Genomic DNA, 26,561 nt, shown 5'->3' on the forward strand with positions numbered 1-26,561 from the left:
ATTGTTTTCTTTACAGTCCGCAAATACTCGTTCAATGGTTTCTTTTCTCTGTGGATAAATTTATTTCCATTCCATAGTATGACGGATCTCATCGGCATATTCTCTAAACTCTTCCCATAGGTGTCGTTCGATAACTTTTGTCATGTTCTTACTCTTTGTACATTTGTTTCTAAGAGGACAATCCTTGCAGTCTTTTGGATCAGATTTATATTGTCTGTATCCATTTCTTGTAGTAGTTGTATACATAAGGATCTTATCATTTGGACATAGATAACGGTCGTATTCTTCATCCTGTACATATTCTGTATATACCATTGAATCAAAGGCCTCTTTACCTATACGTTCTCTATCCTCGTTGATTTCAACCAACAGATCATCTTCGTATTTCTTTTTGAGGATCTCTACTTCTTTTTTGACACTTTTTCTTTTATTGGCATTTGCCTTCTGATGCGTACTGTCTCCAAATACCGTTGTGAAATCGACAAAGCCATAATCAACGGCCTGTTCTAATATTTCCATAAATATCTCTTCAAATATAATTGAGTCTTTATATCTGCGAATATAGTTCTGAGACCATGTAGAAAAGTTTGGAATCTTCTCATCAATACTTAATCCAAGAAACCAGCGATATACCAAATTGACTTCGATCTCCTGACATGTCTTGCGCATAGAATTGATTCCAAACACGATATTTATGATAAGCATTTTAAAAAGACTGTCGACAGTCACTTTGTCAACAGTCTGAAATAGGACAAATCGTCCTATTTCCATAATTTTTCAGGATATACACCATCTTCAATCAATTGTTTAAAGGCATTTTGTACATATTCCTTATCTTCAGCATATGTTACACCAAACCATTTATCATGCGTTTCAAGTACCTTCACATTGATACGATTTTCTCTCAATAATTCAGCCACAATATTTGGAAGCAAATATTCCTTCTTCATCGGATTATCTGAAATATTTGATAAGAACGTACTAAAATCCTTTTCTAAATAGTCTAAGAAATCTGGATACCCAGCCCACATATTCATAGAAACATTACTTTCTGGTTTTGCCCAAGCCTCTACTTCCGGATTATCACATACGATTTTATCCCCTTCAGCCTTGATTCCAGTTGTTTCATAAACTTCTTTTAATAAATTATTATCATCCACTTTACATACACCACGAGTTACAGTTCCATTCTCACTTAAAGTGTTCTTTAAAATGAATCCAGCCATGCCCATGTCAAATTCTTTTCCCATTTTCGCATGTTCAACCAGGAAATCATGTAACTTCACAAATGCTTCTTTTCCATAATAATCATCCGCATTAATAATCACATATGGTGTATCTACAACACTTTTCGCACATAGTACAGCCTGCCCTGTTCCCCAAGGTTTTGTACGTCCTTCAGGACAAGTAAATCCTTCTGGTAAATCATTAATATCTTGGAATACATATTCTACATCCATATAATTTTGGATACGATTTCCAATCACTTCTTTAAATTCCTCTTCAATATCCTTACGAATAATAAACACGACTTTATCAAAGCCAGCCTCTTTGGCATCATAAATTGAGTAATCCATAATGATTTCACCATTTGGCCCCATTTTAGCTAACTGTTTGATTCCACCACCAAAACGAGAACCAATTCCAGCCGCCATAATAATTAATGTTGTTTTCATATTATCAAAAACTCTCCTTGTCAATCCGTATATCCATTATACTAAAATGCATACACCTTCACAAGTTAACTATAGTTTAGATACGAAACAAACACCAAATGCATTTGGTCCAATATGAACTCCAATTGTTGAACCAATACGAACACGATTCACATCTAAATCCAGTTTTGATTCTAATTTTTCAACATTCTCTAAACCATATGAATACAATGTATAAACTGGATACAATGTATCAACAATATCTGACTGCATCTTTTCACATACAACACTCGTTGCCTTATTTACACCACGTGTCTTACCGGCAACCACAACTTCTCCATGGTCTACACAAATAATTGGTTTAATACTTGCTAAAGTTCCAATAGCCGCTGCTGTCTTAGAAATTCTTCCACCCTTAGCCAAATATTCCAATGTATCTAAACCCGCATAAATATGCACATGTTCTTTTAATTCTTCTAAGCCAGATACAATATTTTCAACACTTCTATTTTCATCAATCCAGTTTATCGCCACTTCACATAGTAAGCGAATTCCAGCAACCGCAGTTAATGTATCTACAATATAGATATTTTCATAATCCACCATGTCTTTTGCCAGACAAGCACTCTGATATGTTCCACTTAGCTTACTCGATAAAGATAAATAAATCAATGTCTCTTGTTTCTTCTTCACTTCTTCGAAGATATCTAAAAATTCTTGTGGTGATGGTTGTGATGTTTTAAAAAATTCTTTTGAATTCATCATCTTCTCATAAAACGTTTCCTTATCAATATCAACACCATCCAAATAATTCTTTCCTTCAATCTGAATTTGTAATGGCACAAAATATAAATTTTTATTTCTAATCTCTTCTTGCGTATAATCACTCGCTGAATCTACTAATAATCGAATCATATTTTTCTCCTTAGTTAACTTAATTAACTGTTCACATTATATACTATTAAAACAATCTGTCAAATTTTTTAAAAAAATACTTGCATTAATTAAAATCATGTAGTAATATAAGTGAGCACTTGTCAAGAAAGACGAGTCTCATATACATGGCGCGTTGGAGAAACGGTTAACTCACATGCCTTTCACGCATGCATTCACGGGTTCGAATCCCGTACGCGTCACCATTTTAAAACAAAGTCCGAAAGGACTTCTTTTTTTATTCAAAATACATTTTTCAGAAAACTTAACATTATTTTTTCACAAATTTGCGTAAACCCTTTCATAGATGATATAATCTAAATCATTGAGAAAGGGTGTTTATATTATGCACAATAAACGTAGTACATTTTCTGGCAAATTAGGATTTGTCTTGTCTGCCGCTGGAGCCAGTGTTGGCCTTGGTAACATTTGGCGGTTTCCTTATTTAGCCGCAAAATACGGAGGAGGAATCTTCCTACTTATTTACATTGTTCTGGCCTTAACTTTTGGTTATACAATGATCATAGCCGAAACGACATTAGGTAGAATGACAAAGAAAAGTCCAGTGGGAGCTTTTCATACTTTCGCAAAGACAAAGTTTGCATCATTTTCCGGATGGATCAATGCCATTATTCCCATCTTGATCGTACCCTATTATTCTGTAATCGGAGGTTGGGTCATCAAGTACTTATTCGAATATTTAAAAGGTGATGCAAAATTACTTGCCACAGATACATATTTTCCAAACTTCATTTCAAACGGAGTATCTACAGAAATATGTTTTATACTCTTTACTTTCTTTACACTCGCCATCATTTATGCAGGAGTTCAAAACGGAATTGAAAGAGTATCCAAATTTATGATGCCAGTTCTTGTCGTACTATCTGTAATCATTGCAGGATATTCAATCAGTCGACCTGGCGCTTTTGAAGGTGTTAAATATTTCTTAATTCCAAATTTTGATAATTTTTCATGGATGACCGTAGTAAGTGCTATGGGACAAATGTTCTATTCGTTATCCATTGCGATGGGTATTTTAATCACATTTGGTTCTTATATGAAAAAAGATGTTTCCATTGAAGGTTCAACAGAAAACGTAGAAATTTTCGATACAGCCATTGCGATTATGGCAGGATTGATGATTATTCCAGCTGTATTTTCTTTTTCAGGTGGAGATATGGAAACATTAAAAGCTGGCCCATCCTTGATGTTCATCACAATCCCTAAAGTATTCGCAAGTATGGGACTAGGTACAGGTATCGGTATCATTTTCTTCTTGTTGGTGTTATTCGCAGCTATCACAAGCTCTATTGCGCTAACCGAAAGTGCTGTATCCACATTCCAAGATGAATTACATTGGTCTAGAAAAAAATCTACAATTATTTTAGGCATTATTATGATTGGGTTAGGAACACTATCATGTTTAGGTTATGGTCCATTGTCAAATGTAACAATCATCGGAATGCAATTTTTAGACTTCTTTGATTTCTTGACAAACTCAGTCATGATGCCAATCGCTGCCATTGCGATTTGTATCTTTGTTTCAAGAGTTGTTGGATTAGAAAAAGTCGAAGCAGAAATCACAAAAGATGGAAATTCATTCAAACGTAAGAAAATATTCAATTTCATGATTCAATACTTATGTCCTATTTTCGCATTCATTATTTTATTAAGTTCAATTGCGAACGCATTTGGATTTATTTCCATGTAAGCTTAGCTTGTGCTAAGCTTTTTTTGTGTACAATTTTAATGTAAACTAATTGTAGGAGGTAGTTTATGAACATTACAGTATATTTAGGATCAGCCTATGGAAATGATCCAGACTTTAAAACAAAAATAATAGAATTAGGAACATGGATTGCCAAAAACAATCATACATTAGTGTTCGGTGGATCTAAAACCGGATTAATGGGAGAACTAGCCAATAGCACATTAAATGCGGGTGGCAAAGTAATTGGTGTAGAAGCACAAATGTTTGTGGATGAAGGTGTCCACATGGATAATCTTACCGAGCTGTACATTGAAAAAGATATTGCCGATCGAAGAACAAGAATGATTGAACTTGGCGATGCTTTCATTGCCTTTCCAGGCGCAACTGGAACATTAGAAGAAGTCAGTGAAATCTTATCAAAACTTTCACTATACCAACTTGAATGCCCATGCATTTTCTATAATGTGAATGGATATTACGATCATTTAAAAGCATTCCTACAGCACATGATTGATTGTGAATTATCCACACCAAAGCAGCAACAAAACATCTATTTCTTAGATTCAATCGATGAAATCGCAAGCAAATTAAAGGACGAGTAAATTTTCTCGTCCTTCTTTATTATGATAATTGTTTTAATATCCACTCTTTATCATTCGTTGTCTTCATTTTATTGAGTACGGTCTCATCTTCAAGGGCCAAACATATTTTAGATAACACTTCCATATGTTCTCCACCCTTACCTGCAATACCAATAACAAGCTGTGCTTTTTCATCCCCAAACTGAATTCCATCCGGATATTGAAGCAATACGATACCTGTTTTATGAATCACATCATCACCATGTGTAGTGCCATGAGGAATAGCCAATCCCATACCAATATATGTAGTTACTAATTCTTCACGTTCTAACATAGCCGGTATATAAGCGCCATCCACATAGCCTAATTCTCTTAACAACTTACCAGCCTCTGTAATCGCTTCTTCTTTTGATACAGAAGGAAGGTTTAATTTAATTCCATCCAATTGAATAACATCTTCTTGAACCGGTTTTATTTCGTCCTCTTCCTTAACTGCTTCTGTCATAATCGAATCTCCAGTCGACAACTGGAAGAACAAATTATCTAAAGCTGGATCTGCCAAGAAGTTTGATATTGTAACTATTTTCGCAAAAGGTGCAGATTTTTTTGCACGCTCTACCAAAGTTTCTTGTACGACCGCAACATCACAATCCACTGGAATATTATCCACAGAAGTATTAATTACAGTTAAGTCTGGTCGCACACCTTTTAAACGGTTTCTAAATTTAGTAGCTCCCATTGCACTAGATCCCATACCTGCATCACACGCGAATACGATCTTACGAACCAAAGAAACATCTAATAAAGCTTCACTTCTTCCTTTACTTTCTGCTTTCATAGACTGCATCTTTTTACTAGCTTCATCCAAATTCTTTTCCCCAGCGAGCTTAACAATTGGGCTTGCCACCAAGAATGATACGCCAGCCGCAATCAAAACACCTAATGCTGTCATGAACACAGAGCCTTTTTCTGCCATAGACAAGAAGGCAATAATTGAACCTGGACTCGATGGACCTTTCAATCCAATATTGAAAATAGAGTAAAAGGCAATTGCACAAATATTCCCTAAAATTGGAGCAACGATCACAACTGGATTCATCAAAATATATGGAAAATAAATTTCATGAATTCCACCTAAGAAATGGATAATAATAGCTCCAGGCGCAGAATCTTTCGTTGCTTTGTCTTTCGCAAATAACCAATAAGCCAATAGTACACCTAAACCAGGACCTGGATTAGCCTCCAACATATACATTATGGATTTGCCTGTTTGTGCAGCTTGTTCAGCTCCAATTGGTGTAAATATTCCATGGTTGATCGCATTGTTTAAGAATAAAACCTTAGCCGGTTCAATAAAGATTGCTACCAAAGGAATCAATCCCTTATTTACAAGTATATCAACTCCATATGTTAACACCGTCAAAATACCTGTCATAAAAGGGCCAATAATATAGTATCCTAATATCGCAATCAACATACCTAAAATACCGACAGAGAAATTATTGATCAACATTTCAAAGCCAGCAGGCATATGTCCATCCGTCATTTGATCAAATCTTTTAATTACCCAGCCAGAAAATGGTCCCATAACCATAGCTGCCATCAACATAGGTTGTCCTTGGGTTCCACCAACACCGGCAATACATCCAATAATCGCAATCGACCCCACCACAAGTCCACGATCACCGCCAACCATTCTTCCTCCGGTTGCCGCAATTAATACTGGTAATAAATAATTCAACATATATGGTTGAATCGATGCCAATTGTTCATTTGGTAACCATCCGTCCGCAATAAATAAAGCTGTTATAAATCCCCAAGCGATAAAAGCACCAATATTAGGCATAACCATCGCAGATAAGCTTTTACCAAGCTTTTGAAGAGTTGTTTTCATAATTGTCCTTTCTTAGGACTTCTTTAATATACAGATAGTCCTCGTTTTTCACATTCTTGTTTAAAACTATCTGAAAGTAACGAATCACTGATCAATACATCCACTTGATCTAAATCACAAATTGTATATGTACCCTTTCTTTCCACTTTGCTAGAATCCATTAACACAATCACTTTTTTAGATCTTTCAATTGCCTTTCGCTTTAACTCACAATCCTCTAAAGATTCACACGTAAACCCCGTATCTTTCGCATAACGAGTTACACCAATAAACGCAACATCAAAGTTGACCTTCTCTAAGCAGCGAAGTCCATCCATTCCGTTGACACTAAAACTGCGCATATTTAGATTTCCACCTGTCACAAACACTTTCGATTTAGAAAGTTTTGCCATCTCTATAGCACACGTTAAGCCACTTGTATAAAAAATATTATTTTGATTATTTAAAACATGTGCCAACAATGTAGTCGTACTACCTGAATCTACAAAAATTGTCTTAGCTGGTTCTACAAATGATAATGCCTTTTGCGCTATCTCTTTCTTTTCGTTTGCATTCCGTCCGTAACGAAGTTTTAATACATCATCATTTCCAGAAACCACATCCATAGATTTGGCTCCCCCATGAATTCGAACAATTCTTTTAACTTGATCTAAATATTTTAAATCAGTACGCAATGTCATTTCAGACACAGAAGGAAATTTTTCTTTTAATTGTGTAAAAGTTACCGTTTGGTTTTCATTCACAAACTCTACAATTTCGTTTCTTCTTTGATCCATTACTTCCATACAATACCTCCTGTATTTACTGTATTTAGTATACACAAGATTCTCGGTTTAATAAAATCTATTCTTGTTCAAAATGAGCCAATAAATATTCTTCTGCTTCAGGACACCACAATCCCTTATGAGCATCTACGATATCTGCCAACGCAGTATATCGATCATCTTTTTCTCCCATTTCTCTTAAATCTGTTAATGCAACCAATGGCATATTTAAATGCGTATAAATCAACTTCTTTCCGCCTGGAATCTTAGGCAAATTTAATGTTGTTTCAGCCGCTGCATTCAAACCACCAATATGCGTAACCATAACAGCTGGATCAATACGATTTTCTGCTGTTAAGCGTAAAGATTCAATCATATCATCTGTATTTCCACCTGTAGTTCCCATTACATGTGTCGAATTATAGTGAACATCGTAAAAATTCATTCTTGCACTAAACTGTTTGTCCGTAGGTCCCGCAAAGAAATTTAAACATCCATCACGGCCTAATACAGCGCTTGACAATTCCACAACCGCTTCAACCGGTGCATAACAGAATACATCATCAAAACCAGTTCCACCTGTAATTTCTTTTAAGCCGGCTGCTGGATCTTCCATCTTTCCTGTATTCACGAAATGCAATTCAATTCCATCAGCTGCCGCTTCTTCAACCGGGAATAAGTGAGCTGCTCGATCTAATCTTTCTTGATTTACGTCCGCAACCACTACCATTTTAGGGCGAATATCTCTATGCAACGCATATGTTAATGCGCCCAGTCCCATAGGGCCTGCTCCTGCAAGAATCGCAAGTTTTCCATCTTTCTTAATTCCCATTTCATGTTTATACACACCCATCTGTGTATGATAAGCTGCATTAAACGCTCCAATCGAACATGACATTGGTTCAGCTAAACTAGCTTCATAATACGCTTTACCTTTATATTCAAGTAAGCATCCTAGCTCCATTACTTCAGCTGGAATAATGCAGTAAGTTGTATCTCCACCAAAAAATTCATAAGAATAACCAGGTGACCACATTGTTCCTTTATAGTTTAATGCTGGTTGTAAAGTAAACTTCATTCCCGGTTTAAATTTGTCTTGATGCTTAGCACCCACCTTAACAATATCACCTGCCATTTCATGTCCCATAATAGCTGGATGATCCGCAACATCTTCATGAACACGTTTATGATTCACTCCTAAGATGGCACATTTGTAAGTTGACATACAAACACTGTCTGAGACAACCTTTACTAAAATCTCATCTTCCTTAATTTCTGGTAATTCAAATTCGTCTAATCTTAAATCATTAGCTCCATGTAATCGCACTGCCTTTGCTTTCATTTTAAAAGTCTCCTCTCTATGTAAATTGTTGTTTCAAAAGCTACACCTACATAATAACCGAATTATTTTAATTGTCAACTGTTATTTCGAAAACATTTAACTTGCGAAACAACAATAAAAGGAGTATCCTATAATTAGATAAAGAAAAGGAGATCATTATGATTTATACAATTACTTTTAACCCCTCATTAGACTACGTTATTCAAGTCGATCATTTTAAGCCTGGTATCATTAATAAAACAAAATTAGAAGAAATCCTTCCCGGAGGAAAAGGCATTAACGTTTCAATTGTCCTATCCAATCTTGGACACGAAAGTACAGCTCTAGGTTTTATGGCAGGTTTTACAGGGGAAGAAATTGAACATCGATTAGAGAGTTATGGAGCTAAAACAGATTTCATTCATGTAAAGAAAGGATTATCTAGAATCAACGTAAAAATGAAATCAGATGAAGAAACAGAAATCAATGGTATGGGGCCTGATATTCAGCCAGAAGACATTCAAGAATTATTCAATCAATTAGATGATCTAACAGAAAAAGATATTCTCGTCATTTCAGGAAGCATTCCAAGTACTTTACCAGATACAATGTATGAACAAATCATGGAACGTGTTCAGAAAAAGAAAATAAAAGTTGTTGTCGATGCGACAAACAACCTATTATTAAAAGTATTAAAATATAAACCTTTCTTAATAAAGCCCAACAATCATGAATTAGGTGAAATCTTTAATGTCGAATTAAACACTCGAGATGAAGTCATTCCTTACGCCAAAAAGCTACAGGAAATGGGTGCTCAAAACGTATTGATTTCTATGGCAGGACAAGGTGCAGTGCTTGTAAGTGATAATAATGAAGTGATTCAAAGTAAAGCGCCAAAAGGAGAGGTAGTGAATTCTGTTGGTGCTGGTGATTCGATGGTTGCAGGTTTCCTTGCAGGATATTTAGAAACAACCGACTATGATAAAGCATTCATCAATGGTTTGTGTTGTGGTAGTGCAAGTGCCTTCCAAGTAGGTCTTGCCACAAAAGAAGATGTAGAAAACATAAAGAAAACTCTTAGCGAAAACTAAGAGTTTTTTAATTAATTAGTTTTTACGTACGTATTTCAAGCAGTCAAGAGTTACGGCGATAAGAATGATAATTCCTGAGAATACGAACTGTAAGTTAGTATCGATACCAAGAATTGTCAATGAATAAGTTAATGCAGTAAAGATCAATACACCAACTACTACACCAGAAATTTTACCGATACCACCAGTAAATGATACACCACCTACTACACAGGCAGCGATTGCATCCATTTCCCATCCTTGTCCATACGCAGCTGAACCAGAACCAATCATACGAATACACTCTAACCAAGAACCAAATCCGTATAAGATTCCTGCCAACATAAAGGCACCAAGAGTAACCTTAAACACTGAAATACCAGATACAGAAGCAGCTTCTGGGTTTCCACCTACGGCATATAAGTTTTTACCAAATTTTGTTTTATTCCAAATGAACCAAACAATCACAACTGCAGCTACTGCCCACAAAATAATCGTTGGGAAGCCACCGACTTTAGGAATAATCTTTCCTGGGATAGATTGATCAATACCACCAAAAGACACACCTTTTGTTGAATAAGTTACCAAACCAAAGATAACTAACATATTAGCCATTGTGGAAATGAATGGGTGCATTTTAAATTTAGCCGCAAAGAAACCGGCAATCGTTGTAAACATTGTACATAACACAACACAAACAACTAATGCTAAAAGAATTCTTCCGCCAACCGGCATAGTTGAGAAGTCAAATACATGACCGAATACTGAACCCGTGTTAGGCCCATTGTGCATAATAATTGTTGCAGCTGTCATACCCATACCAACCATACGTCCAACAGACAAGTCAGTACCAGCTAACATAATTAAACCAGATACACCTAATGCCAAGAACATTCTTGGAGATGCTTGTTGCATAATACTTAAAATGTTATTAACAGTAAAAAGTTGTAAACCATTCTTCTTAATTGGTGTAATGATACATAAGAAAATGAATACTAAAATAATCGCAATATACAAACCATTTTTCAATAAAAAATCACGAGTATTAAATGAGTACTTGTAGTTTTCAATTTTTTGAGCTTGTTTTTCTGCAAACGAGAAATTTGACATCTTCAATAAGTCAATTAAGTGATATTCAAATGTAAACGCATCATGTTTACGATCTTTTGCCTCTTGCATATTTTTAGTATATTCAAGTTTTGCATCGAATAAACGGTTCTTATAAATAAAGTTCTCTTCTTTAATTTCTTCTTTATCACTAAGACCTGATAAAATATCTTTGTGTTCTTTTTCTAATTCTTTTAATTTTTTATCATAGTCTGCCTTAGCTTTTTGAACCTCATACTTATTACTTTCAACAACTTTGTTGTAGTAATCTGTTTGATAGTGATCCTTTAAATATTTTTCAGCTACTGCAATTTTATCATTGATTGGCTGTTTGTTTTTAGCCTCGATTTCTTTGGCTTTTTGTAATTTACCATTTAATTCTGAAATACGAGCTTCTTTTTCGCTTTTAGTATAAATTTTATCTCTCTTTAGAACCTCGATTTCTTCAGAATATTCCAATACTTTATTTGTTCCTTCTTCTCTTAGTTCATCAATTTCAGCTTGGATCTTTCCTACATAATCCTCAATAGGTTTACGTAGTGCAAGCTCTTCATCATGACTAAGAATATTTGTAACTGTATTTGTCATAATTATCTCCTTTATAGGTATTTTGCACTGAGTCTTAACAACTCTTCCTGGTTAGTATCTTTTGTATTTACAATTCCGGCTAAGCGTCCATTTGACATAACGCCAATACGATTTGTAATACCTAAGATTTCTGGCATTTCACTTGAAACTACAATAATAGTTTTTCCTTGTTTAGCCATTTTGATGATCAATTCGTAAATTTCATATTTAGCACCTACGTCAATACCACGTGTAGGTTCATCCATCATGAATACGTTTGGTGATCTCTCTAACCATTTACCGAAGATAACTTTTTGTTGGTTACCACCAGATAGACTTGTAATCGCATCATTTGGTCCCATACACTTAGTTCTCATGGTTTTGATTTCTTTATTCGTAGCTTGAATCATCTTATTATCAGAAAGTGCTACCTTGCTCATATAAGAAGGTAAATTCGCAATCGTTGTATTGAATGTTAAATCACACTTTAAGAACAATCCATTTGCTTTACGCTCTTCAGTAATCAGGGCAAAACCATGTTCAATTGCTTCTTTAGCACTATTAAAGTTCATTAATTTATTGTCAAAATAAACACGACCTGAGGCTCTAGTACGGATACCGAAAATCGTTTCTAACAACTCTGTACGTCCAGCTCCTACCAAACCATATAGACCGAAAATCTCACCTTTTTTAACGTCAAATGTAATATCTTTTAAGTATGGCTCATATTTTGTTGATACATGTTGAATAGATAACATTGGTTCTCCAGGAGCATTATCAACAGGTGGGAATCGGTTATCCAATGAACGACCTACCATGGCTGCAATCAACTCATTCATGTTGGTTTCTGAAGTAGGTTTTGTCATAACCATTTTTCCATCTCTTAGAACTGATACTTCATCGCAAATTTCAAAAATTTCATCCATTTTATGAGAAATATAAATTAGCGAAATACCTTGTTTTTTCAACATACGCATCATATCAAACAATTTATTAACTTCTTGTGTCATCAAAGAAGATGTAGGCTCATCAAGTACGATAACCTTTGAATTATATGAAATTGCTCTGGCAATTTCACACATCTGTCTTTGCGAAACAGACATATTACGCATTGGTGTATCTAAATTCACTGTCATACCAAGCTTTCTAAAAAGCTCAGATGATTTCTTTTTCATTCGATCTTCATCTACTACGCCAAAAGCATTTGTAGGATAACGTCCCAAGAATAGGTTATCTTTAACATTTCTTTCAAGACATTGATTCAATTCCTGGTGTACCATGGCAATACCATTTTCAAGTGCTTCTTTTGGTCCAGAAAAGTTAATCTCTTTTCCTTCCAAGAAAATTGTACCTTCATCTTTTTGATATGTCCCGAATAGACATTTCATCATTGTTGATTTACCAGCACCATTTTCTCCCATAAGTCCCATAACTGTACCTGGTTTTAAATCTAAATCAATATGATCCAAAACACGGTTACGTCCAAAGGACTTACTCATTCCGCGTATAGATAAGACTAGTTCTTCATTCTTATCTGCCATAAAATCTCTCCTATTTTGTTTACTACTATCTAAATAATATTAGGGAGAAATAATTTCTCCCTAATAATTTTAATCCCTATGTTATTTTTGAATTATTTATTTAAGGATTCCTGTGTAAGAAGCTGCATTGTCAGTCTTAACCATGTTAATTGCGAATGCATCATATTTGTCTGGATTTCCTAAACGGTTTGTGATGTTAGATTCAGTTTGTCCATCTCCACCAATGTATTCAACATCTAAATTCAATAAGTCATCATATTTTTCTAATAATGGTTGGTAAGTTGAACTTAAGAAGTTATCAGATGCGTTGTAGATATTTAACCAAACACTCTTCTTAGCGTGATCTTTTTCATCTAATTGGTTAGAAACTGGAGCATAAGTAACTGTTGAATCTAAGAAATCTTTATAGTTGTCAGCAGTAACAGCAACGTTTAATGCATAGTAAGAACGTTGATCCTTATTGTATGTAAATACATCTGAACTTAATACGTTTCCAGCATCATCTTCTGTACCGATACCTGTATCGATATCAACACCATCTAATGCATTACGTAATACTCTTAATGTTAAATAAGCTTGAACGTCAGCATGTTGAGAAATTGTTCCACCATATCCTTCAGCGATTGCAGCAACTGCATCTGAGTTAGCATCGTATCCGAATGTAGGAACTTTGTTTTCTTTTGACCAAGCATTGAACATTGACATACCCATACCATCATTGTTAGAAGCTACAACGTCAACTTCATCACCGAATGAAGCAGTCCATGTACCGATTGTGTTACCAGCAGTAGCCGCATCCCAAGTAGCACCTGAAGAGTTTTTCATTTCTTGAGAAGCAAGTTCTCTTACTGTATAAGTTTTTCCATTAATTTCTAACGAGCCATCTTGAACACTCTTAGATTTACCATCATTATTAATACCAGCTGGATCACTTACGATTTCACCATCTTTTTCAACACCAGTTCCTAATGCCTTACGAACACCTCTTGTACGAGCAATAGAGTCATTGTGACCAACATCACCAATAGCTAATACGTAACCGATAACGCCATCTCCGTTACGATCTAATGTATCGATATTCTTTTCGATATATTCTTTAATCATTTGTCCTTGAAGTTCAGCACCTTGATTTGCATCGAAACCAACATAATAAGTATCTTTGTTGAAGTTTAATGCATCCATGTCTAATTCACCAGTTGAACTGTTGGAAGGTTGACGGTTATACCATACTAAAGGTTTGTCAGCATTCGCAACACTAGAACCACCAGTTTTTCCTTCATCTCCTCCTCCACTGCTACAAGCAGTTAATGCAACACCCATAGATAAAGCTGCAGCAATTGTTAAAAATCTTTTGTTCATATTATCCTCCTGTATAGATTTTTACTCTAAGACACAATTCCCAAAAGGATACTTCACATAATTTCTATATAGAGACATACATATAATATGATTTGCAGCTGGGTGTTTCAAAATGAATTTATAAATTATACTCGAAACAAAGCCATTTGTCGTGAAATCAATTTATATTATCTGTTATACACTTTTAATGTCCGCTTTATATCCTAATCAATGGGATGCGTCTTTTTACTTCTGTATCATAACACATATCTGCAAGCGCTTTCAATCGTTTTTTTTTAAAATTTATTTATAACCAAATTTAATTTAACCACACTATTTTTTACATATATTTAACATTAAACATAACCTATATTCCTACTAAATCCCTAGACTTTATCATATACAATATGATACATTAAATGCATTATTTTCTTTACCTACGACAAATAAATATAAACCGTCAAAAAAATAAACAAAAAAATTAATTTTTTTGCTTGCAATATATAAAATCTTATAGTATTATTAACTAGCACTTGTCAGGAAAGACAAGTTTAATATACATGGCGCGTTGGAGAAACGGTTAACTCACATGCCTTTCACGCATGCATTCACGGGTTCGAATCCCGTACGCGTCACCATTGTTAAAATAAAGTCCGAAAGGACTTCTTTTTTTTGCTTTTTAAATGAAAAAGCCTTCCAACAAGAAGGCTAAAGTTCATTGACAATATTATGTATCCAAATCCCCTTTTTGACTAATGTGATTCCTAATACTGCCTTAGGAATATCCACACATTGCACCAATAAGTACACATTGAATATAGGTAAATTCGTAAAACGAGTTAAACATAGTGCAACCATAAACGTAAACATGAATGTATATCCACTATCGAAGAAGAAGGTAAGCAATGTTTTTCCTCCTGCACGCATTGTAAAGTAGCTACTGTAATATAAAGAAATAATTGGAAGCATACAAGCTGAAACTCTTAATAAAGATGTTGCTAATAACTTTACTTCTATAGACGTATTATAGATTTGAGGAATAAAGGATGAACATCCAAACAATGCCACACCAATACATAAACACATCATAAAATTCATAAATACCATCTTCAAATCATAGTCTTTGGCATATTCAATTTCACCAGCACCCAGTCTTTGACCTACAATGATTGAAATCGAATTTCCCATTGCATAACAAATAATCATAAAAAAATTGGTTACTGTTGTTGTAATATTGATGGCCGCCACAGCCTCAAGTCCTCTTGTTGAATAACATTGAGAAATAAGCGCTATGGATATCGACCACAATATTTCATTACACAATAGTGGAATTCCTCTTTTAACAACATTCTTAAATATATCACCCGATATCTTATCTAAACGCATCGCATCCCTTAAATATTTGTTATTATAGCCTGCCGCTACATTTATCCCCATCTCTACAACTCTTGAAATAACCGTACCAATGGCCGCACCAATAACTCCTAGTTTAGGAAACCCAAAGTGACCAAAAATCAAGATATAGTTAATGCAAAAGTTCACAATAACCGCTATAACACTAGCCTTCATTGGTAAAACTGTATTTCCCGTTTCTCTTAATGAAGAAGAATATACTTGTGTAATCGCAAAAGGAATGAGTCCAATCAGCATAACATCCATATACTGCTTACCAAAGTTCAAAGTTGTCAAACTATCTGTCGGATCATCATTTAGATATAATGAAATCAATGAAGGACCCAACACTTTAAAAATGCATATGGCCAATATTGAAATCAAAATGCCAAGCAACATTTTAATTCGGAAACAATTGTGTACACCATCCCTGTTTCCACGTCCATAAAATTGTGCCAAGAATATTCCAGCACCTGACATTGCACCAAAAACACTCACATTAAACACTTGAAATAACTGATTTGAAATAGATACACCACTCATAGATAGCGTTCCTAATTGTCCAATCATAACGTTGTCTAATAAACTGGCAAGATTGGTAAAACCATTCTGTATAACAATCGGAATACATACAATCAAAACCATTCGATAAAACTTCATATCACCAATTAACGATTTCATGCCCTTCCCCCTCTAAGTAAGAAATACCGAGAACGCTTAATGATTCTCGGTATTATTTTTGTAGTAACACAATGCACCTAATAAATTAGCATCATTGTTAAATTTACAAGCTTTGATAACAGGTTCCTCTAAAGTTGGAAACCATTGTGTCAAACCCATCATATTTTCTTTGATACACGCAATCAGTTTAGGCTGTGCCGATATACCTCCACCAATCAAAATTGTATCCACATCTAACAGCAACTGAAGATTGTTTAACATCCAAGCCAAATTTTGGCAATATTTGTTAAAACCTGCATATACTCTTTCATCATCTAAATGTTCAAAAAGTTCTTTACCCGTTAAACCCGTCGCTCTTTCAAGACCATCTTTTCCAAAGCATGTAGCCATGGTATTCTTAAAAGTTTTTTCTGTATCCATATGCGCATCTGAATATTCACCTGCCAATAAATGTGAACCTTCATATACCTTATGATCAATCACTATACCCATCCCAATATATGTACCTAGAACCACAACCAAAGCATTCTTTGAATGTATCAAATTTCCAAATCCAAGTTCAGCCCACGTTGCACAACGACCATCATTTTCAATTGTCACTTTACAACCTTTAATTTCTTCCAACCGCTCCTTTAAAGGGTAGTTCGATAGAAAAGTCAGTTTACCCGTAATAAACGCCTTTGAATGATCTTCATTCAAGATTCCAGGCATACTGATCGCAATTCCAGTATATTCAAATGGTAATTCACAAATGGATTGAACGATTTTATCTGCCGTATCTAAAGTAGGATATCCCCCTTTTTGTTGGATATTCCCTGACGCATCGCATAATCCATATTTAATATTGGTACCACCAATGTCGATCGTTAAAATCATAATTTTTGCGATGTTGAAATTGTGTAACTATATAAATCGCCACGATAGTAACACATTGTATACTCTATCTTTTTCTTCTTTTTATCATAAGAAACACGCTTACGAGCTAAAACAGGCTGTTCCTTACGTATCTTCAGAGCTAAACAGATTTCTTCACTCGGATTAATCGCAGAAAACTCTTCATCTATTCTTGTCGGTGCACCAATCACTTCATAAATAGACTGTGTTTGTTCTTCCATATTCAAAGGTATATTCAAACTTAAAGGAAAATAAGACACAAAATACACCAATAACACATCATCTGCGGTACGAACTCTTCGAACGCAATACATCATTTCTTCGTCCAAGCCAAACAATTCTCTTGTAGCTTCATCCGGAATTTCTTTTGTGATGTGAAAAGACTTAGTTCCCGGCGTTCTTCCTAAAGCTGTCATTTCATCTGTAAAACTACGGATATGCGACAACTCCTCTTTGATTTTAGGTCTATATGTCACAAACGTACCCTTGCCACGTCCACGCTTTACCATACCTTCCTGTTCTAATTCAAGAATAGCTTGTCTTGCTGTAATTCTTGAAACATCGTACATCTCTTGAATTTCCATTTCACTGTCAACGCGATCTCCTATAGCCAAGACTCCATCTTGGATATCTTTTTTGTAGAACTCCTTTATTTGTTTATAGTAAGGAAGATGACCCGACGTTGTATCCAACTTATGCATAATTTGATCTCCTTATATATTTGTTATAACAATTATAGGATATTTCTTCTTTGCTTGTCAATTTCAATCCATTCATCTAATGTCATTGGCACATAATCGCTATACATGCAAAAACAATTAATAAGTTGGCAAGGCACACCCTCTAATTGGCCATCACTAATTCTTGGGTGTTTTTGTTGATGAATATACTCTTGATAAGCATCTAAAAATTGCTGATCTTGCGTCGCATGAATATGCCCATGCAACATAAATGTTTTTGGGTTTCCATCCTCATCTCTTCGATATTGTCCGTTATAGCACGCAATTGGATAATGAGATAAAACTACTTTTCGTTTATTCTCATTTAATTCCGCATAATCTTTGATCCAAACAAATTGCGAAGCATCAAAGTTTTTATCATCCAAGAAACGATCATGATTTCCACGAATCAAATAAATTTTTCCCTTTAATTCATCCAAAATCTCTGTTGTTTGACTTGCGTTTCCCCATGAAAAATCTCCCAAAACAACAACTTCATCATTCTTTCGAACTTTACTGTTCCATTGATCAATCATATATTCATTCATTTGCTCGATGTCTTCGAAACCTCTTTGATCCATCTTTTCATTCAACGAACGATGAAAAAAATGTGTATCCGCAATATAATAACGCATCTTTTAACTCATCCTTTCAAATAGAAAATAGCGGAAGACCCGCTATTTTATCATACACGCAAATCCTTCTTGTTTATAAGCACTTTGCGTCTTTTTCAAACTTACATAATCCGATTGAGCTTCACCCTTATCTAATAAGCCACTTTCAATCAGCGTATCTATATTTGCTGTTTTAAAATTCATTTCCAACGTCACTTCAACCTGCTGTTCTTTTAATTCAGTAGATACATGAACGCCTTCAATCGAATTATATTTATCATCCAATGAAGAATTGATCTTAGATTGAATCTGTTCAGAATTCATATCTTCTGTTATACCTAAATCTGAAAAGCTCATCGCAAACTTCTGTGTCATCTTTTGAATCTTATCCCCCTTAGCTTCAAAAGTAACTTGTTGCGAAGAATCATTCTTACAATCAATTACCTTTACTTTATTTGTCTTTTTTACTGTTACCGGCGCCTTTTCAGTTGATTTACTCTTTTGATGCGTAAGATCACTCACTTTTGTACAGCCACAGAGCAATAAACATGCACACAACAAATATTGAACTCGCATAAGTATTCCCCCTTACGCAAATCATTTTATCATGAAATCAAATGTTCATCCACAAAGTTCGAAAGTTCATTCAAGCCAGCCTTAAATAATTTACTATCTTGAGCCAAGCCTAAACGAAAATAATATTCTTTATCAAAACACGATCCCGGCACAAAGAAAACGCCTTTTTCTGCCAATAATAATTTTGCAAACGTCTCACTTTTTAAATCAAAATAATACTTCAAAAAACAAACCGTACCACCACTTGGTAATACACATTCAAACGAAGGATTATCTTTAAGCCATTCATGAACGATATTTTTATTTGTTGAAATAATATTTTTAGCCCTTAAAATCAATTCATCCTTATGCTTAAGGGCAATCCATCCCAATTTGTCCACTAAAGGACCTGTAGAAATCATTGAATAATCTCTTCTTATATTGATTTGATGAATCACATACTCATTGGCTTTGATCCATCCAAGACGTAATCCAGCCAGTGAAAACATTTTACTTAAACTTGATGTTGAAATTCCATTTTCATATATATCACTAATCGAGACTTCCTCATTTAAGCCACGATATACTTCATCACAAAGAATATATTTATTATAGGGTTTACACAATTCAATCAATGTATTTAGAAACTCATTAGAATATTCTGTCCCCGTTGGATTCGAGGGATTATTTAAAATAATCATTTTCGTTGATGAATTTAAAACACCTCTAAACTTTTCCACACTAACCTGCCAATCCCATTCGTCCAGTTCAACCAAATGCACTTTACACCCAAGTGATTTTGGAACATCCACAAACTGCTGATATCCAGGAACCACACTAATGACTTCATCTCCTTTTTCTAATAAAGTGTTCATCACCAATTCATTTGCCTGCAAGCAACCTTGTGCTGTTGTGATATTGTCAATTGTTCCATGCTCATATAAAGATAGGATTTCCTTTTTCAATTCAATATCCCCAGTGACTTGACCATAATCTAATATTAGATTTGAAAAATCAAAGTCTTCCAAATCCAACAATTCCTGTAACGTAAGAGATTTAACACATGTATCCGTCATATTGTAGATGGCATCATTTTCATAATCATTCATCCATTGTTCGACTTTAAAATCAGGCAATCTCATTCGTAGAATACCTTACTCAAGAAATCCTTTGCACGTTCAGACTGAGGATTTTCAAAAAACTTTTCACTCGTATTCTCTTCTACAATTTCACCTTGATCCAAGAAAACAACTCGAGTGCCTACCTTTCTCGCAAATCCCATTTCATGTGTAACCACAACCATTGTCATACCTTGCTTACCTAGATCCTTCATTACTTCAAGCACTTCCTTGATCATTTCTGGATCTAATGCACTCGTAGGTTCATCAAACAACATAATATCTGGATTCATACATAAGGCTCTGGCAATCGCTACACGCTGTTTTTGACCACCAGACAAGTTATTAGGATATGCATCTTTCTTTTCTAATAATCCAACTTTATCCAAATACTCTAAAGCTGTTTTTTCAGCTTCTTCATCCGTTTTATTTAAAACTTCTACCTGTGCTAACTTACAATTTTGTAAAACCGACATATTTGGAAACAAATTAAAATGCTAGAATACAAATCCCATACGATTTCTTTGTGCACGAAATTTCTTTTCATCATCCGGATTCATCCATTCGTTATCCATATAAATTTTACCTGTATCCACATGTTCCAAGCCATGAATACAACGTAACAACGTACTTTTCCCTGAACCACTCGGACCAATCAACGAGATAATATCCCCTTTATTGACTTCTATGCTCCCATTTTTTCATAACATTCTTCGACGTCATTCCATTTTTTCTCTCTAAAATATAACTGAATATTAAATTAGCATTTTAATTAAAGCTTTTTTAAATCATACATACTCTATAATCTAACCATATAAAACGCAATATAAAAAGGAAGCAAAAAGCTCCCTAAACGATTAGTTCTTTAATGCTTGTAATGGCGCAGGAATTCTTCCTCCACGATTGATCATGACATCATTTGAAATCTGAGAAATTGGCATGACAGGACCTGCTCCTAATAAACCACCAAAGTCTAGTTCTTCACCAACATCTTTTCCAATCGCAGGAATCACACGTACGGCTGTCGTCTTTGTATTAACCATACCGATTGCAGCTTCATCTGCAATAATTCCTGAAATAACACTTGCACTTGTTTCTCCTGGAATTACGATCATATCCAATCCAACACTACATACTGCCGTCATAGCTTCTAATTTTTCTAATTTTAATGCACCTGTTCTTGCCGCATGAATCATACCTGCATCTTCACTTACAGGAATAAAAGCACCAGATAATCCACCAACATTACTCGTTGCCATAACGCCGCCTTTTTTAACAGCATCATTCAACATGGCTAAACAAGCCGTTGTTCCATAAGCACCACAAGTTTCTAATCCCATTTCCTCTAGAATATAGGCAACACTATCACCAATAGCTGGAGTTGGAGCTAAAGACAAGTCCACGATCCCAAATGGAACACCCAGTTTTTCACTCGCAACAGTTCCAACCAACTGCCCCATACGCGTAATCTTAAAGGCTGTGCGCTTAATTAAATCTGCAATCTGATCCATACGCAATGATTTATCGGCTTTACTTAATACAGCACGTACAACACCAGGGCCAGATACACCAACATTAATTACACAATCGGCTTCACCTACACCATGGAAGGCACCAGCCATAAATGGATTGTCTTCAGGCGCATTACAGAATACAACAAGTTTAGCTGCTCCTAAACAATTGTCATCCTTTGTATATTCAGCACAACGCTTCACAATACGCCCCATCTGCGCAACGGCATCCATATTGATACCTGCTTTTGTACTACCTACATTGACACTAGCACACACATGCTGCGTCTTTGCCAAGGCTTCAGGAATAGATTCAATCAATTCATTATCCCCTGCTGCATATCCTTTTTGTACCAGTGCAGAATATCCACCAATAAAATCAACCCCTAATTTTTGAGCACAACGCTCTAAAGTTAATGCGTATTCAACTGGATTTCCCCCTGAACAAGCCACTAACATCGCAATTGGGGTTACACTAATTCGTTTATTTACAACAGGAATACCATAAATCTTACTAAAATCGTTTCCAACTTTTACTAAGTCTTTGGCTAAGTGGCAAATCTTTTCTTCTACTTTTTGACATGACACATGAATGTCTGGATCCATACAATCCAGTAAACTAATACCCATTGTAATCGTACGAATATCCAAATATTCTTCGTCAATCATCTTTATTGTTTCTAAAATTTCATTTGTTTGCATAGGAATACCTCATTAAATTTTGTGCATAGAATTGAAAATATCCTGATGCATACAACGAATGACTAGATTCTTTTCTTTTCCTAAGTTTTCCATTTTCTCCGCAAATTCATTTAATGGAATGCTCATTTCATCAATCGCAACCATCATAGTCATAGTGAACATAGAATCTACGATTGTTTGAGTTACATCCAATACATTTAGATTGTAGTTTGCGCATTCATTGGCAATCATAGCCAAGATTCCTACTTTGTCTTTTCCAATTACACTAATAACAGCCTTCATCATCTTTCTCCTTAAAATTTGATTTCGCATTTTTCAAAGCGTATAAGCTCATATGGTTCATATGCACTCTGGATTCCTTGCACATTCACATCATATTCACTTGGCATAAAGGATACCTCATTTTGTTGATTTAGACAATCCTTAATACTTTGGCTTTGTTCTTTTGTCAAAGTATGTGACTTCTTGAAACAAATGTCATTTGCCTTATCAACCAATACAATTTCTACATCTAGACAATCACTTTTAAACAAATGCTCTTTCCAATCACACTCTTGAACATTGAAATAAAAATCACTGGAATCAATATCGCCACCTTCAAGCACAAATACGGCAATATCGTTTGTGTAACAAAAATGAAGATCAATACCACTATTCAACATATCAATTTCCTCCTGTGTCCAATCTTCATCTTTTATTACTAGCATAAAACGGTTTTCTACATAGTCCATAATGGCACCAAAATCGATGTCATACGCAAATTTTTCTTTTTTATTCATACCACCATTATAAAGATTATCTTAAGAAAAAGCGAATCAATTTCTCATTCAATTTTGTATAAGGCTGATAACGCATAGGTAAATCAATGATTCTTTTTTTATCCACAATACTCTTTGTATGACTAAACGTATCAAAACCACGCTTTCCATGGTATGAACCCATCCCACTTTCGCCAACACCACCAAAGCCCATATTACTAGTAGCTAAATGAATCACAACATCGTTGATACAGCCACCGCCAAAGGATACTTCACTCGTTACTTTCTTAGATACTTCTTTATTATTTGTGAAAATATATAAAGCTAGTGGGCTAGGCATAGAATTGATTTTATTTATAACAACATCTAAATTTGAATATGTCAATATTGGCATAACAGGACCAAATATCTCTTCCTGCATAATAGGATCTGAAAAATCCACACGATCCAATACCGTTGGTTCAATTTGTAGATTATGATGTTTTCCACCATAGACAACCTTATCCATATCAATCAACCCTAAAATCCTCTTATAGTGCTTTTCATTAATAATATGACCATAATCATCTAAGCTCGCATATTGACGCTTAATTTCAAATATCACGCATTCGATAAACTGGTCTTTTATAGATTCGTGTACCAACATATAATCTGGAGCTACACAGGTTTGTCCACAATTCAAATATTTTCCAAACACAATTCTTCGTGCCGCCAATTTAATATCTGCATCTTTATCTACGATACAAGGACTTTTCCCTCCCAATTCTAGAGTGACTGGCGTTAAATATTGACTCGCCTTATTCATCACAATTTTTCCTACACGTTTTGATCCTGTATAGAAAATATAGTCAAATTTTGAATCCAATAATTTAGAACTCACTTCACTATCTCCAAGTACACAAGCCACATATTCTGGATCGAAATATTCTTCAATCATATCTTTGATTACTTGTGATGTGTATGGACTAAATTCACTAGGTTTTAATACCACCGTATTTCCAGCTGCAAGTGCATCAATCAAGGGGTCAATAGAAAGTAAAAAAGGATAATTCCAAGGACTAATAATTAACACCACACCATAAGGACTCGGCTTTTCAAAACTACGCGACAAAAATTGAGACAATGGTGTATATACATTCCTTTCTTTAGCAAACTTACGAATGTGTTTTACCATATAAGTCAATTCGCTTAAAGCTAACCCAACTTCGCACATATAAGTTTCAAAATTTGATTTTCCGACATCCATTTTAATAGCTTCATTAATTCTGTCTTCATAAGCTAAAATCGCCTTTTTTAAAGTTTTTAAGGCATTTATTCTAAAATTAATATCTAGAGTTTTATGTTGCTTATAAAATTCTCTTTGTTTTAAAACGATTGGATCCATACTTAATCCTCCACTACAAAATCATACACTTTTTCTAACTCTTTTACACCCCATAAAACTGGAACTGGATATAATGGATTGGCTTCATGATCTGCGTAAATAGCCAATTTGTGTATATCCGATTTTTTAATTCACTAAATGTAGATGAGATGCCAAAATACTTTTTCATTAAAGTGATTTGTTCAATAAAACGCTCAGCCCCAACCTTATAGGAATCATTCGCATTACAGATGCCACAATACAGAGCCATTTCATAGAGCTTCTTATACACACTTTCTCCATATTCTTTCAATACAACATCAAGTAATGTTGCGTTAGCTAGTCCATGCGCAATATTATATTTTCCACCTAATGGATGAGCAATCGCATGCACATATCCTACATAGGATACTGTAAAGGCATGCCCAGCATAGTAGGCAGCATCGAGCATATTGCTTCTAGCTTCTAAATCATTTCCGTCTTCATACACCTTATATATTCTCAAAAATTAGTTTTGTAGCCTTTAACGCATATGCACGCGTCTTCTTTGTAGTCGAATCACCAATATAAGCCTCAATCGCATGGGTTAAAGCATCCATACCAGTACATGCCGTAATAAATGGAGGCAAGGATAAAGTGGGTTTTGGATCTAAAACGGCATAATCAGGAATCAAATTAAAATCATTGATCGCATATTTATGACGTGTTTTTGAATCTACAATGACAGCCGCAAAAGTTGTTTCACTTCCTGTTCTAGCTATGGCAAGTACACAAATCAACAATGGAAGTTTCTTCCATATCTTTAAAATTCCCTCCATCTTTGATAGTGGTTTCTTAGGACGAGCAAGTCTAGCACCAACGGCCTTAGCACAATCCATACTGGATCCTCCACCAAAACCAATTAAAGCTTGACAATTAGAAGATAAATATAAGTTTTTTGCTTCCTCTACATTATCACTTGTAGGATTTGCGACCGTCTTATCATAAATGACATATGAAATAGAATGATGATCTAAGTGTTCACACATACGATTTAATATCCCTAATTGATGCACAGTAAAATCAGTAATAACCATCACTTTAGATATATGATTATCCATGCAAATATAAGAAATTAAAGATGTACTCTTTAATATTTCAGGAGTTCGATAAGGTAAAATAGGAATCACTAGTTTAAAACAACTCTGAAAAATTCGACAATATATTTTCTTGAATGTATACGCAAAGCGCCACCATTTAGTTAACTTTGTATACTTTATATTCATTTGTTCACTTTTTCAACTATAAAAAATATGGACACGTTCATGTCCATACCTTTATGCTTTCATCAACAGCCTTTCAATCGACTCTTCACTTACTGAGAAGATGGATGCGATACTTGAAATACTGAATCCTTTGTCTACCATTGTTTGATACATTTCAAGTTCTTTTTTCTCACTGCCTTGTTCGATTCCTTGTTCAATACCTCGTTCGATTCCTTGTTCGATTCCTTTTCTTATCCCTTCAGCTTCCCATTCCTTTGACTTTACTTCCAGCCATCTCTTTTCAGCTTCACACATTTCAATCTCCTCCTTTTCCTCTAATTCTTCTAAATCCAACCATTCTACATCCGTTAATGTCTTGACGACTTTTAACACACTGCTTTTCACAAGCCCAAAATGATTACTCGTTCCTTCATAAATAGACTGATCATAAATACTTCGACATATATAGAATAGATTATACACATCTTCTTCATTAAAATTATATGAAGTATTTCCTGTGATTTCAAT

General features: G+C 34.8%; 22 protein-coding genes, 2 tRNA genes and 3 pseudogenes. 5 read left to right on the forward strand and 22 right to left on the reverse strand.

The window, feature by feature from the left end; genetic code table 11:
• Positions 1 to 60: 60 nt before the first annotated feature.
• From H8911_RS05140 to H8911_RS05150, 3 genes are all read right to left on the reverse strand, one after another.
• Positions 61 to 771 carry a transposase gene (locus H8911_RS05140; protein WP_500784406.1) on the reverse strand — a complete coding sequence of 237 codons (711 nt, stop codon included), beginning with the start codon at positions 769 to 771 and terminating at the stop codon, positions 61 to 63.
• Positions 762 to 1,676 carry a nucleotidyltransferase family protein gene (locus H8911_RS05145; RefSeq protein ID WP_186998899.1) on the reverse strand — a complete coding sequence of 305 codons (915 nt, stop codon included), beginning with the start codon at positions 1,674 to 1,676 and terminating at the stop codon, positions 762 to 764. Before H8911_RS05145 ends, H8911_RS05140 begins: the two co-directional genes overlap by 10 nt.
• Positions 1,677 to 1,745: 69 nt before the next feature.
• Entirely contained in the window at positions 1,746 to 2,570 is an 825-nt protein-coding gene (locus tag H8911_RS05150) for a DegV family protein (protein WP_186998900.1), read from the reverse strand.
• A gap of 148 nt (positions 2,571 to 2,718) precedes the next feature.
• Here H8911_RS05150 and H8911_RS05155 point away from each other — a divergent pair.
• The 3 genes from H8911_RS05155 to H8911_RS05165 all read left to right on the forward strand — a co-directional run bounded on the left by H8911_RS05155 (position 2,719) and on the right by H8911_RS05165 (position 4,901).
• A tRNA-Glu gene (locus tag H8911_RS05155) sits at positions 2,719 to 2,794 on the forward strand.
• Between the two features lie 140 nt (positions 2,795 to 2,934).
• On the forward strand, positions 2,935 to 4,299 hold the full coding sequence (locus H8911_RS05160) for a sodium-dependent transporter (protein ID WP_186998901.1): 1,365 nt from the start codon (positions 2,935 to 2,937) through the stop codon (positions 4,297 to 4,299).
• 65 nt (positions 4,300 to 4,364) lie between these two features.
• On the forward strand, positions 4,365 to 4,901 hold the full coding sequence (locus tag H8911_RS05165) for an LOG family protein (RefSeq protein ID WP_186998902.1): 537 nt from the start codon (positions 4,365 to 4,367) through the stop codon (positions 4,899 to 4,901).
• 19 nt (positions 4,902 to 4,920) lie between these two features.
• Here H8911_RS05165 and H8911_RS05170 read toward each other — a convergent pair whose 3' ends face one another.
• The 3 genes from H8911_RS05170 to H8911_RS05180 are packed head-to-tail and all read right to left on the reverse strand — an operon-like array spanning position 4,921 to position 8,880.
• Entirely contained in the window at positions 4,921 to 6,774 is a 1,854-nt protein-coding gene (locus H8911_RS05170) for a PTS mannitol transporter subunit IICBA (protein WP_186998903.1), read from the reverse strand.
• A 23-nt stretch (positions 6,775 to 6,797) separates the two neighbouring features.
• Positions 6,798 to 7,559: a DeoR/GlpR family DNA-binding transcription regulator gene (locus H8911_RS05175; RefSeq protein WP_186998904.1), complete on the reverse strand. Its 762-nt coding sequence runs from the start codon at positions 7,557 to 7,559 to the stop codon at positions 6,798 to 6,800.
• 58 nt (positions 7,560 to 7,617) lie between these two features.
• Positions 7,618 to 8,880 (reverse strand): zinc-binding dehydrogenase, encoded by a 1,263-nt coding sequence (locus H8911_RS05180; RefSeq protein ID WP_186998905.1) that lies wholly within the window; start codon positions 8,878 to 8,880, stop codon positions 7,618 to 7,620.
• 158 nt (positions 8,881 to 9,038) lie between these two features.
• On the opposite strand from H8911_RS05180, the gene pfkB reads away from it, so the two are divergent.
• The gene (gene pfkB, locus H8911_RS05185; protein ID WP_186998906.1) at positions 9,039 to 9,950 is read left to right on the forward strand and encodes a 1-phosphofructokinase; all 912 of its coding nucleotides are present in this window, start codon (positions 9,039 to 9,041) and stop codon (positions 9,948 to 9,950) included.
• 15 nt (positions 9,951 to 9,965) lie between these two features.
• Here pfkB and H8911_RS05190 read toward each other — a convergent pair whose 3' ends face one another.
• The 3 genes from H8911_RS05190 to H8911_RS05200 all read right to left on the reverse strand — a co-directional run bounded on the left by H8911_RS05190 (position 9,966) and on the right by H8911_RS05200 (position 14,503).
• Positions 9,966 to 11,624: an ABC transporter permease subunit gene (locus H8911_RS05190; RefSeq protein ID WP_117925541.1), complete on the reverse strand. Its 1,659-nt coding sequence runs from the start codon at positions 11,622 to 11,624 to the stop codon at positions 9,966 to 9,968.
• An 11-nt stretch (positions 11,625 to 11,635) separates the two neighbouring features.
• Complete coding sequence (locus H8911_RS05195; protein ID WP_186998907.1) at positions 11,636 to 13,144, reverse strand: sugar ABC transporter ATP-binding protein; 1,509 nt, start codon at positions 13,142 to 13,144, stop codon at positions 11,636 to 11,638.
• 96 nt (positions 13,145 to 13,240) lie between these two features.
• On the reverse strand, positions 13,241 to 14,503 hold the full coding sequence (locus H8911_RS05200; protein ID WP_186998908.1) for a substrate-binding domain-containing protein: 1,263 nt from the start codon (positions 14,501 to 14,503) through the stop codon (positions 13,241 to 13,243).
• Positions 14,504 to 15,044: 541 nt separating this feature from the next.
• Between H8911_RS05200 and H8911_RS05205 the strand changes: the two genes are divergently transcribed.
• Positions 15,045 to 15,120, forward strand: a tRNA-Glu gene (locus tag H8911_RS05205).
• A gap of 70 nt (positions 15,121 to 15,190) precedes the next feature.
• Here the strand turns inward: H8911_RS05205 and H8911_RS05210 are convergent.
• From H8911_RS05210 to H8911_RS05270, 13 genes and pseudogenes are all read right to left on the reverse strand, one after another.
• The gene (locus H8911_RS05210) at positions 15,191 to 16,555 is read right to left on the reverse strand and encodes an MATE family efflux transporter (protein WP_186998909.1); all 1,365 of its coding nucleotides are present in this window, start codon (positions 16,553 to 16,555) and stop codon (positions 15,191 to 15,193) included.
• A 36-nt stretch (positions 16,556 to 16,591) separates the two neighbouring features.
• Positions 16,592 to 17,431 (reverse strand): ROK family protein, encoded by an 840-nt coding sequence (locus H8911_RS05215; RefSeq protein WP_186998910.1) that lies wholly within the window; start codon positions 17,429 to 17,431, stop codon positions 16,592 to 16,594.
• Positions 17,428 to 18,150, reverse strand: coding sequence for a GntR family transcriptional regulator (locus H8911_RS05220; protein WP_186998911.1), 723 nt, complete (start codon positions 18,148 to 18,150; stop codon positions 17,428 to 17,430). The genes H8911_RS05215 and H8911_RS05220 overlap by 4 nt, the downstream gene beginning before the upstream one ends.
• Before the next feature lie 32 nt (positions 18,151 to 18,182).
• Positions 18,183 to 18,803 (reverse strand): metallophosphoesterase, encoded by a 621-nt coding sequence (locus H8911_RS05225; protein ID WP_186998912.1) that lies wholly within the window; start codon positions 18,801 to 18,803, stop codon positions 18,183 to 18,185.
• A 42-nt stretch (positions 18,804 to 18,845) separates the two neighbouring features.
• Complete coding sequence (locus H8911_RS05230) at positions 18,846 to 19,358, reverse strand: DUF1307 domain-containing protein (protein ID WP_186998913.1); 513 nt, start codon at positions 19,356 to 19,358, stop codon at positions 18,846 to 18,848.
• A 29-nt stretch (positions 19,359 to 19,387) separates the two neighbouring features.
• A complete protein-coding gene (locus tag H8911_RS05235; RefSeq protein WP_186998914.1) occupies positions 19,388 to 20,479 on the reverse strand; it encodes an aminotransferase class I/II-fold pyridoxal phosphate-dependent enzyme in 1,092 nt (363 codons plus the stop codon).
• Positions 20,476 to 21,147 (reverse strand): annotated as a pseudogene (locus H8911_RS05240) (amino acid ABC transporter ATP-binding protein); the annotation flags it as partial. The pseudogene H8911_RS05240 and the gene H8911_RS05235, both read right to left, overlap by 4 nt.
• Before the next feature lie 165 nt (positions 21,148 to 21,312).
• Positions 21,313 to 22,668 carry a PFL family protein gene (locus H8911_RS05245; RefSeq protein WP_117925532.1) on the reverse strand — a complete coding sequence of 452 codons (1,356 nt, stop codon included), beginning with the start codon at positions 22,666 to 22,668 and terminating at the stop codon, positions 21,313 to 21,315.
• Between the two features lie 12 nt (positions 22,669 to 22,680).
• The gene (locus H8911_RS05250) at positions 22,681 to 22,950 is read right to left on the reverse strand and encodes an ACT domain-containing protein (RefSeq protein WP_117925531.1); all 270 of its coding nucleotides are present in this window, start codon (positions 22,948 to 22,950) and stop codon (positions 22,681 to 22,683) included.
• Between the two features lie 11 nt (positions 22,951 to 22,961).
• The gene (locus H8911_RS05255) at positions 22,962 to 23,447 is read right to left on the reverse strand and encodes a hypothetical protein (protein WP_117925530.1); all 486 of its coding nucleotides are present in this window, start codon (positions 23,445 to 23,447) and stop codon (positions 22,962 to 22,964) included.
• A gap of 16 nt (positions 23,448 to 23,463) precedes the next feature.
• Positions 23,464 to 24,810: an aldehyde dehydrogenase gene (locus H8911_RS05260; RefSeq protein ID WP_186998915.1), complete on the reverse strand. Its 1,347-nt coding sequence runs from the start codon at positions 24,808 to 24,810 to the stop codon at positions 23,464 to 23,466.
• Between the two features lie 43 nt (positions 24,811 to 24,853).
• Positions 24,854 to 26,054 (reverse strand): annotated as a pseudogene (locus H8911_RS12920) (iron-containing alcohol dehydrogenase).
• 51 nt (positions 26,055 to 26,105) lie between these two features.
• Positions 26,106 to 26,561: pseudogene (locus H8911_RS05270) on the reverse strand (hypothetical protein); the annotation flags it as partial.

It is taken from the genome of Holdemanella hominis (assembly GCF_014306155.1).
Lineage (GTDB): Bacteria > Bacillota_I > Bacilli_A > Erysipelotrichales > Erysipelotrichaceae > Holdemanella > Holdemanella hominis.

Bases quoted from the DNA above. Each gene is read 5' to 3' on its own strand.
- H8911_RS05140 (WP_500784406.1), bottom strand. From the start codon at position 771: ATGGAAATAGGACGATTTGTCCTATTTCAGACTGTTGACAAAGTGACT.
- H8911_RS05145 (WP_186998899.1), bottom strand. From the start codon at position 1,676: ATGAAAACAACATTAATTATTATGGCGGCTGGAATTGGTTCTCGTTTT.
- H8911_RS05150 (WP_186998900.1), bottom strand. From the start codon at position 2,570: ATGATTCGATTATTAGTAGATTCAGCGAGTGATTATACGCAAGAAGAG.
- H8911_RS05160 (WP_186998901.1), top strand. From the start codon at position 2,935: ATGCACAATAAACGTAGTACATTTTCTGGCAAATTAGGATTTGTCTTG.
- H8911_RS05165 (WP_186998902.1), top strand. From the start codon at position 4,365: ATGAACATTACAGTATATTTAGGATCAGCCTATGGAAATGATCCAGAC.
- H8911_RS05170 (WP_186998903.1), bottom strand. From the start codon at position 6,774: ATGAAAACAACTCTTCAAAAGCTTGGTAAAAGCTTATCTGCGATGGTT.
- H8911_RS05175 (WP_186998904.1), bottom strand. From the start codon at position 7,559: ATGGAAGTAATGGATCAAAGAAGAAACGAAATTGTAGAGTTTGTGAAT.
- H8911_RS05180 (WP_186998905.1), bottom strand. From the start codon at position 8,880: ATGAAAGCAAAGGCAGTGCGATTACATGGAGCTAATGATTTAAGATTA.
- pfkB (WP_186998906.1), top strand. From the start codon at position 9,039: ATGATTTATACAATTACTTTTAACCCCTCATTAGACTACGTTATTCAA.
- H8911_RS05190 (WP_117925541.1), bottom strand. From the start codon at position 11,624: ATGACAAATACAGTTACAAATATTCTTAGTCATGATGAAGAGCTTGCA.
- H8911_RS05195 (WP_186998907.1), bottom strand. From the start codon at position 13,144: ATGGCAGATAAGAATGAAGAACTAGTCTTATCTATACGCGGAATGAGT.
- H8911_RS05200 (WP_186998908.1), bottom strand. From the start codon at position 14,503: ATGAACAAAAGATTTTTAACAATTGCTGCAGCTTTATCTATGGGTGTT.
- H8911_RS05210 (WP_186998909.1), bottom strand. From the start codon at position 16,555: ATGAAATCGTTAATTGGTGATATGAAGTTTTATCGAATGGTTTTGATT.
- H8911_RS05215 (WP_186998910.1), bottom strand. From the start codon at position 17,431: ATGATTTTAACGATCGACATTGGTGGTACCAATATTAAATATGGATTA.
- H8911_RS05220 (WP_186998911.1), bottom strand. From the start codon at position 18,150: ATGCATAAGTTGGATACAACGTCGGGTCATCTTCCTTACTATAAACAA.
- H8911_RS05225 (WP_186998912.1), bottom strand. From the start codon at position 18,803: ATGCGTTATTATATTGCGGATACACATTTTTTTCATCGTTCGTTGAAT.
- H8911_RS05230 (WP_186998913.1), bottom strand. From the start codon at position 19,358: ATGCGAGTTCAATATTTGTTGTGTGCATGTTTATTGCTCTGTGGCTGT.
- H8911_RS05235 (WP_186998914.1), bottom strand. From the start codon at position 20,479: ATGAGATTGCCTGATTTTAAAGTCGAACAATGGATGAATGATTATGAA.
- H8911_RS05245 (WP_117925532.1), bottom strand. From the start codon at position 22,668: ATGCAAACAAATGAAATTTTAGAAACAATAAAGATGATTGACGAAGAA.
- H8911_RS05250 (WP_117925531.1), bottom strand. From the start codon at position 22,950: ATGAAGGCTGTTATTAGTGTAATTGGAAAAGACAAAGTAGGAATCTTG.
- H8911_RS05255 (WP_117925530.1), bottom strand. From the start codon at position 23,447: ATGAATAAAAAAGAAAAATTTGCGTATGACATCGATTTTGGTGCCATT.
- H8911_RS05260 (WP_186998915.1), bottom strand. From the start codon at position 24,810: ATGGATCCAATCGTTTTAAAACAAAGAGAATTTTATAAGCAACATAAA.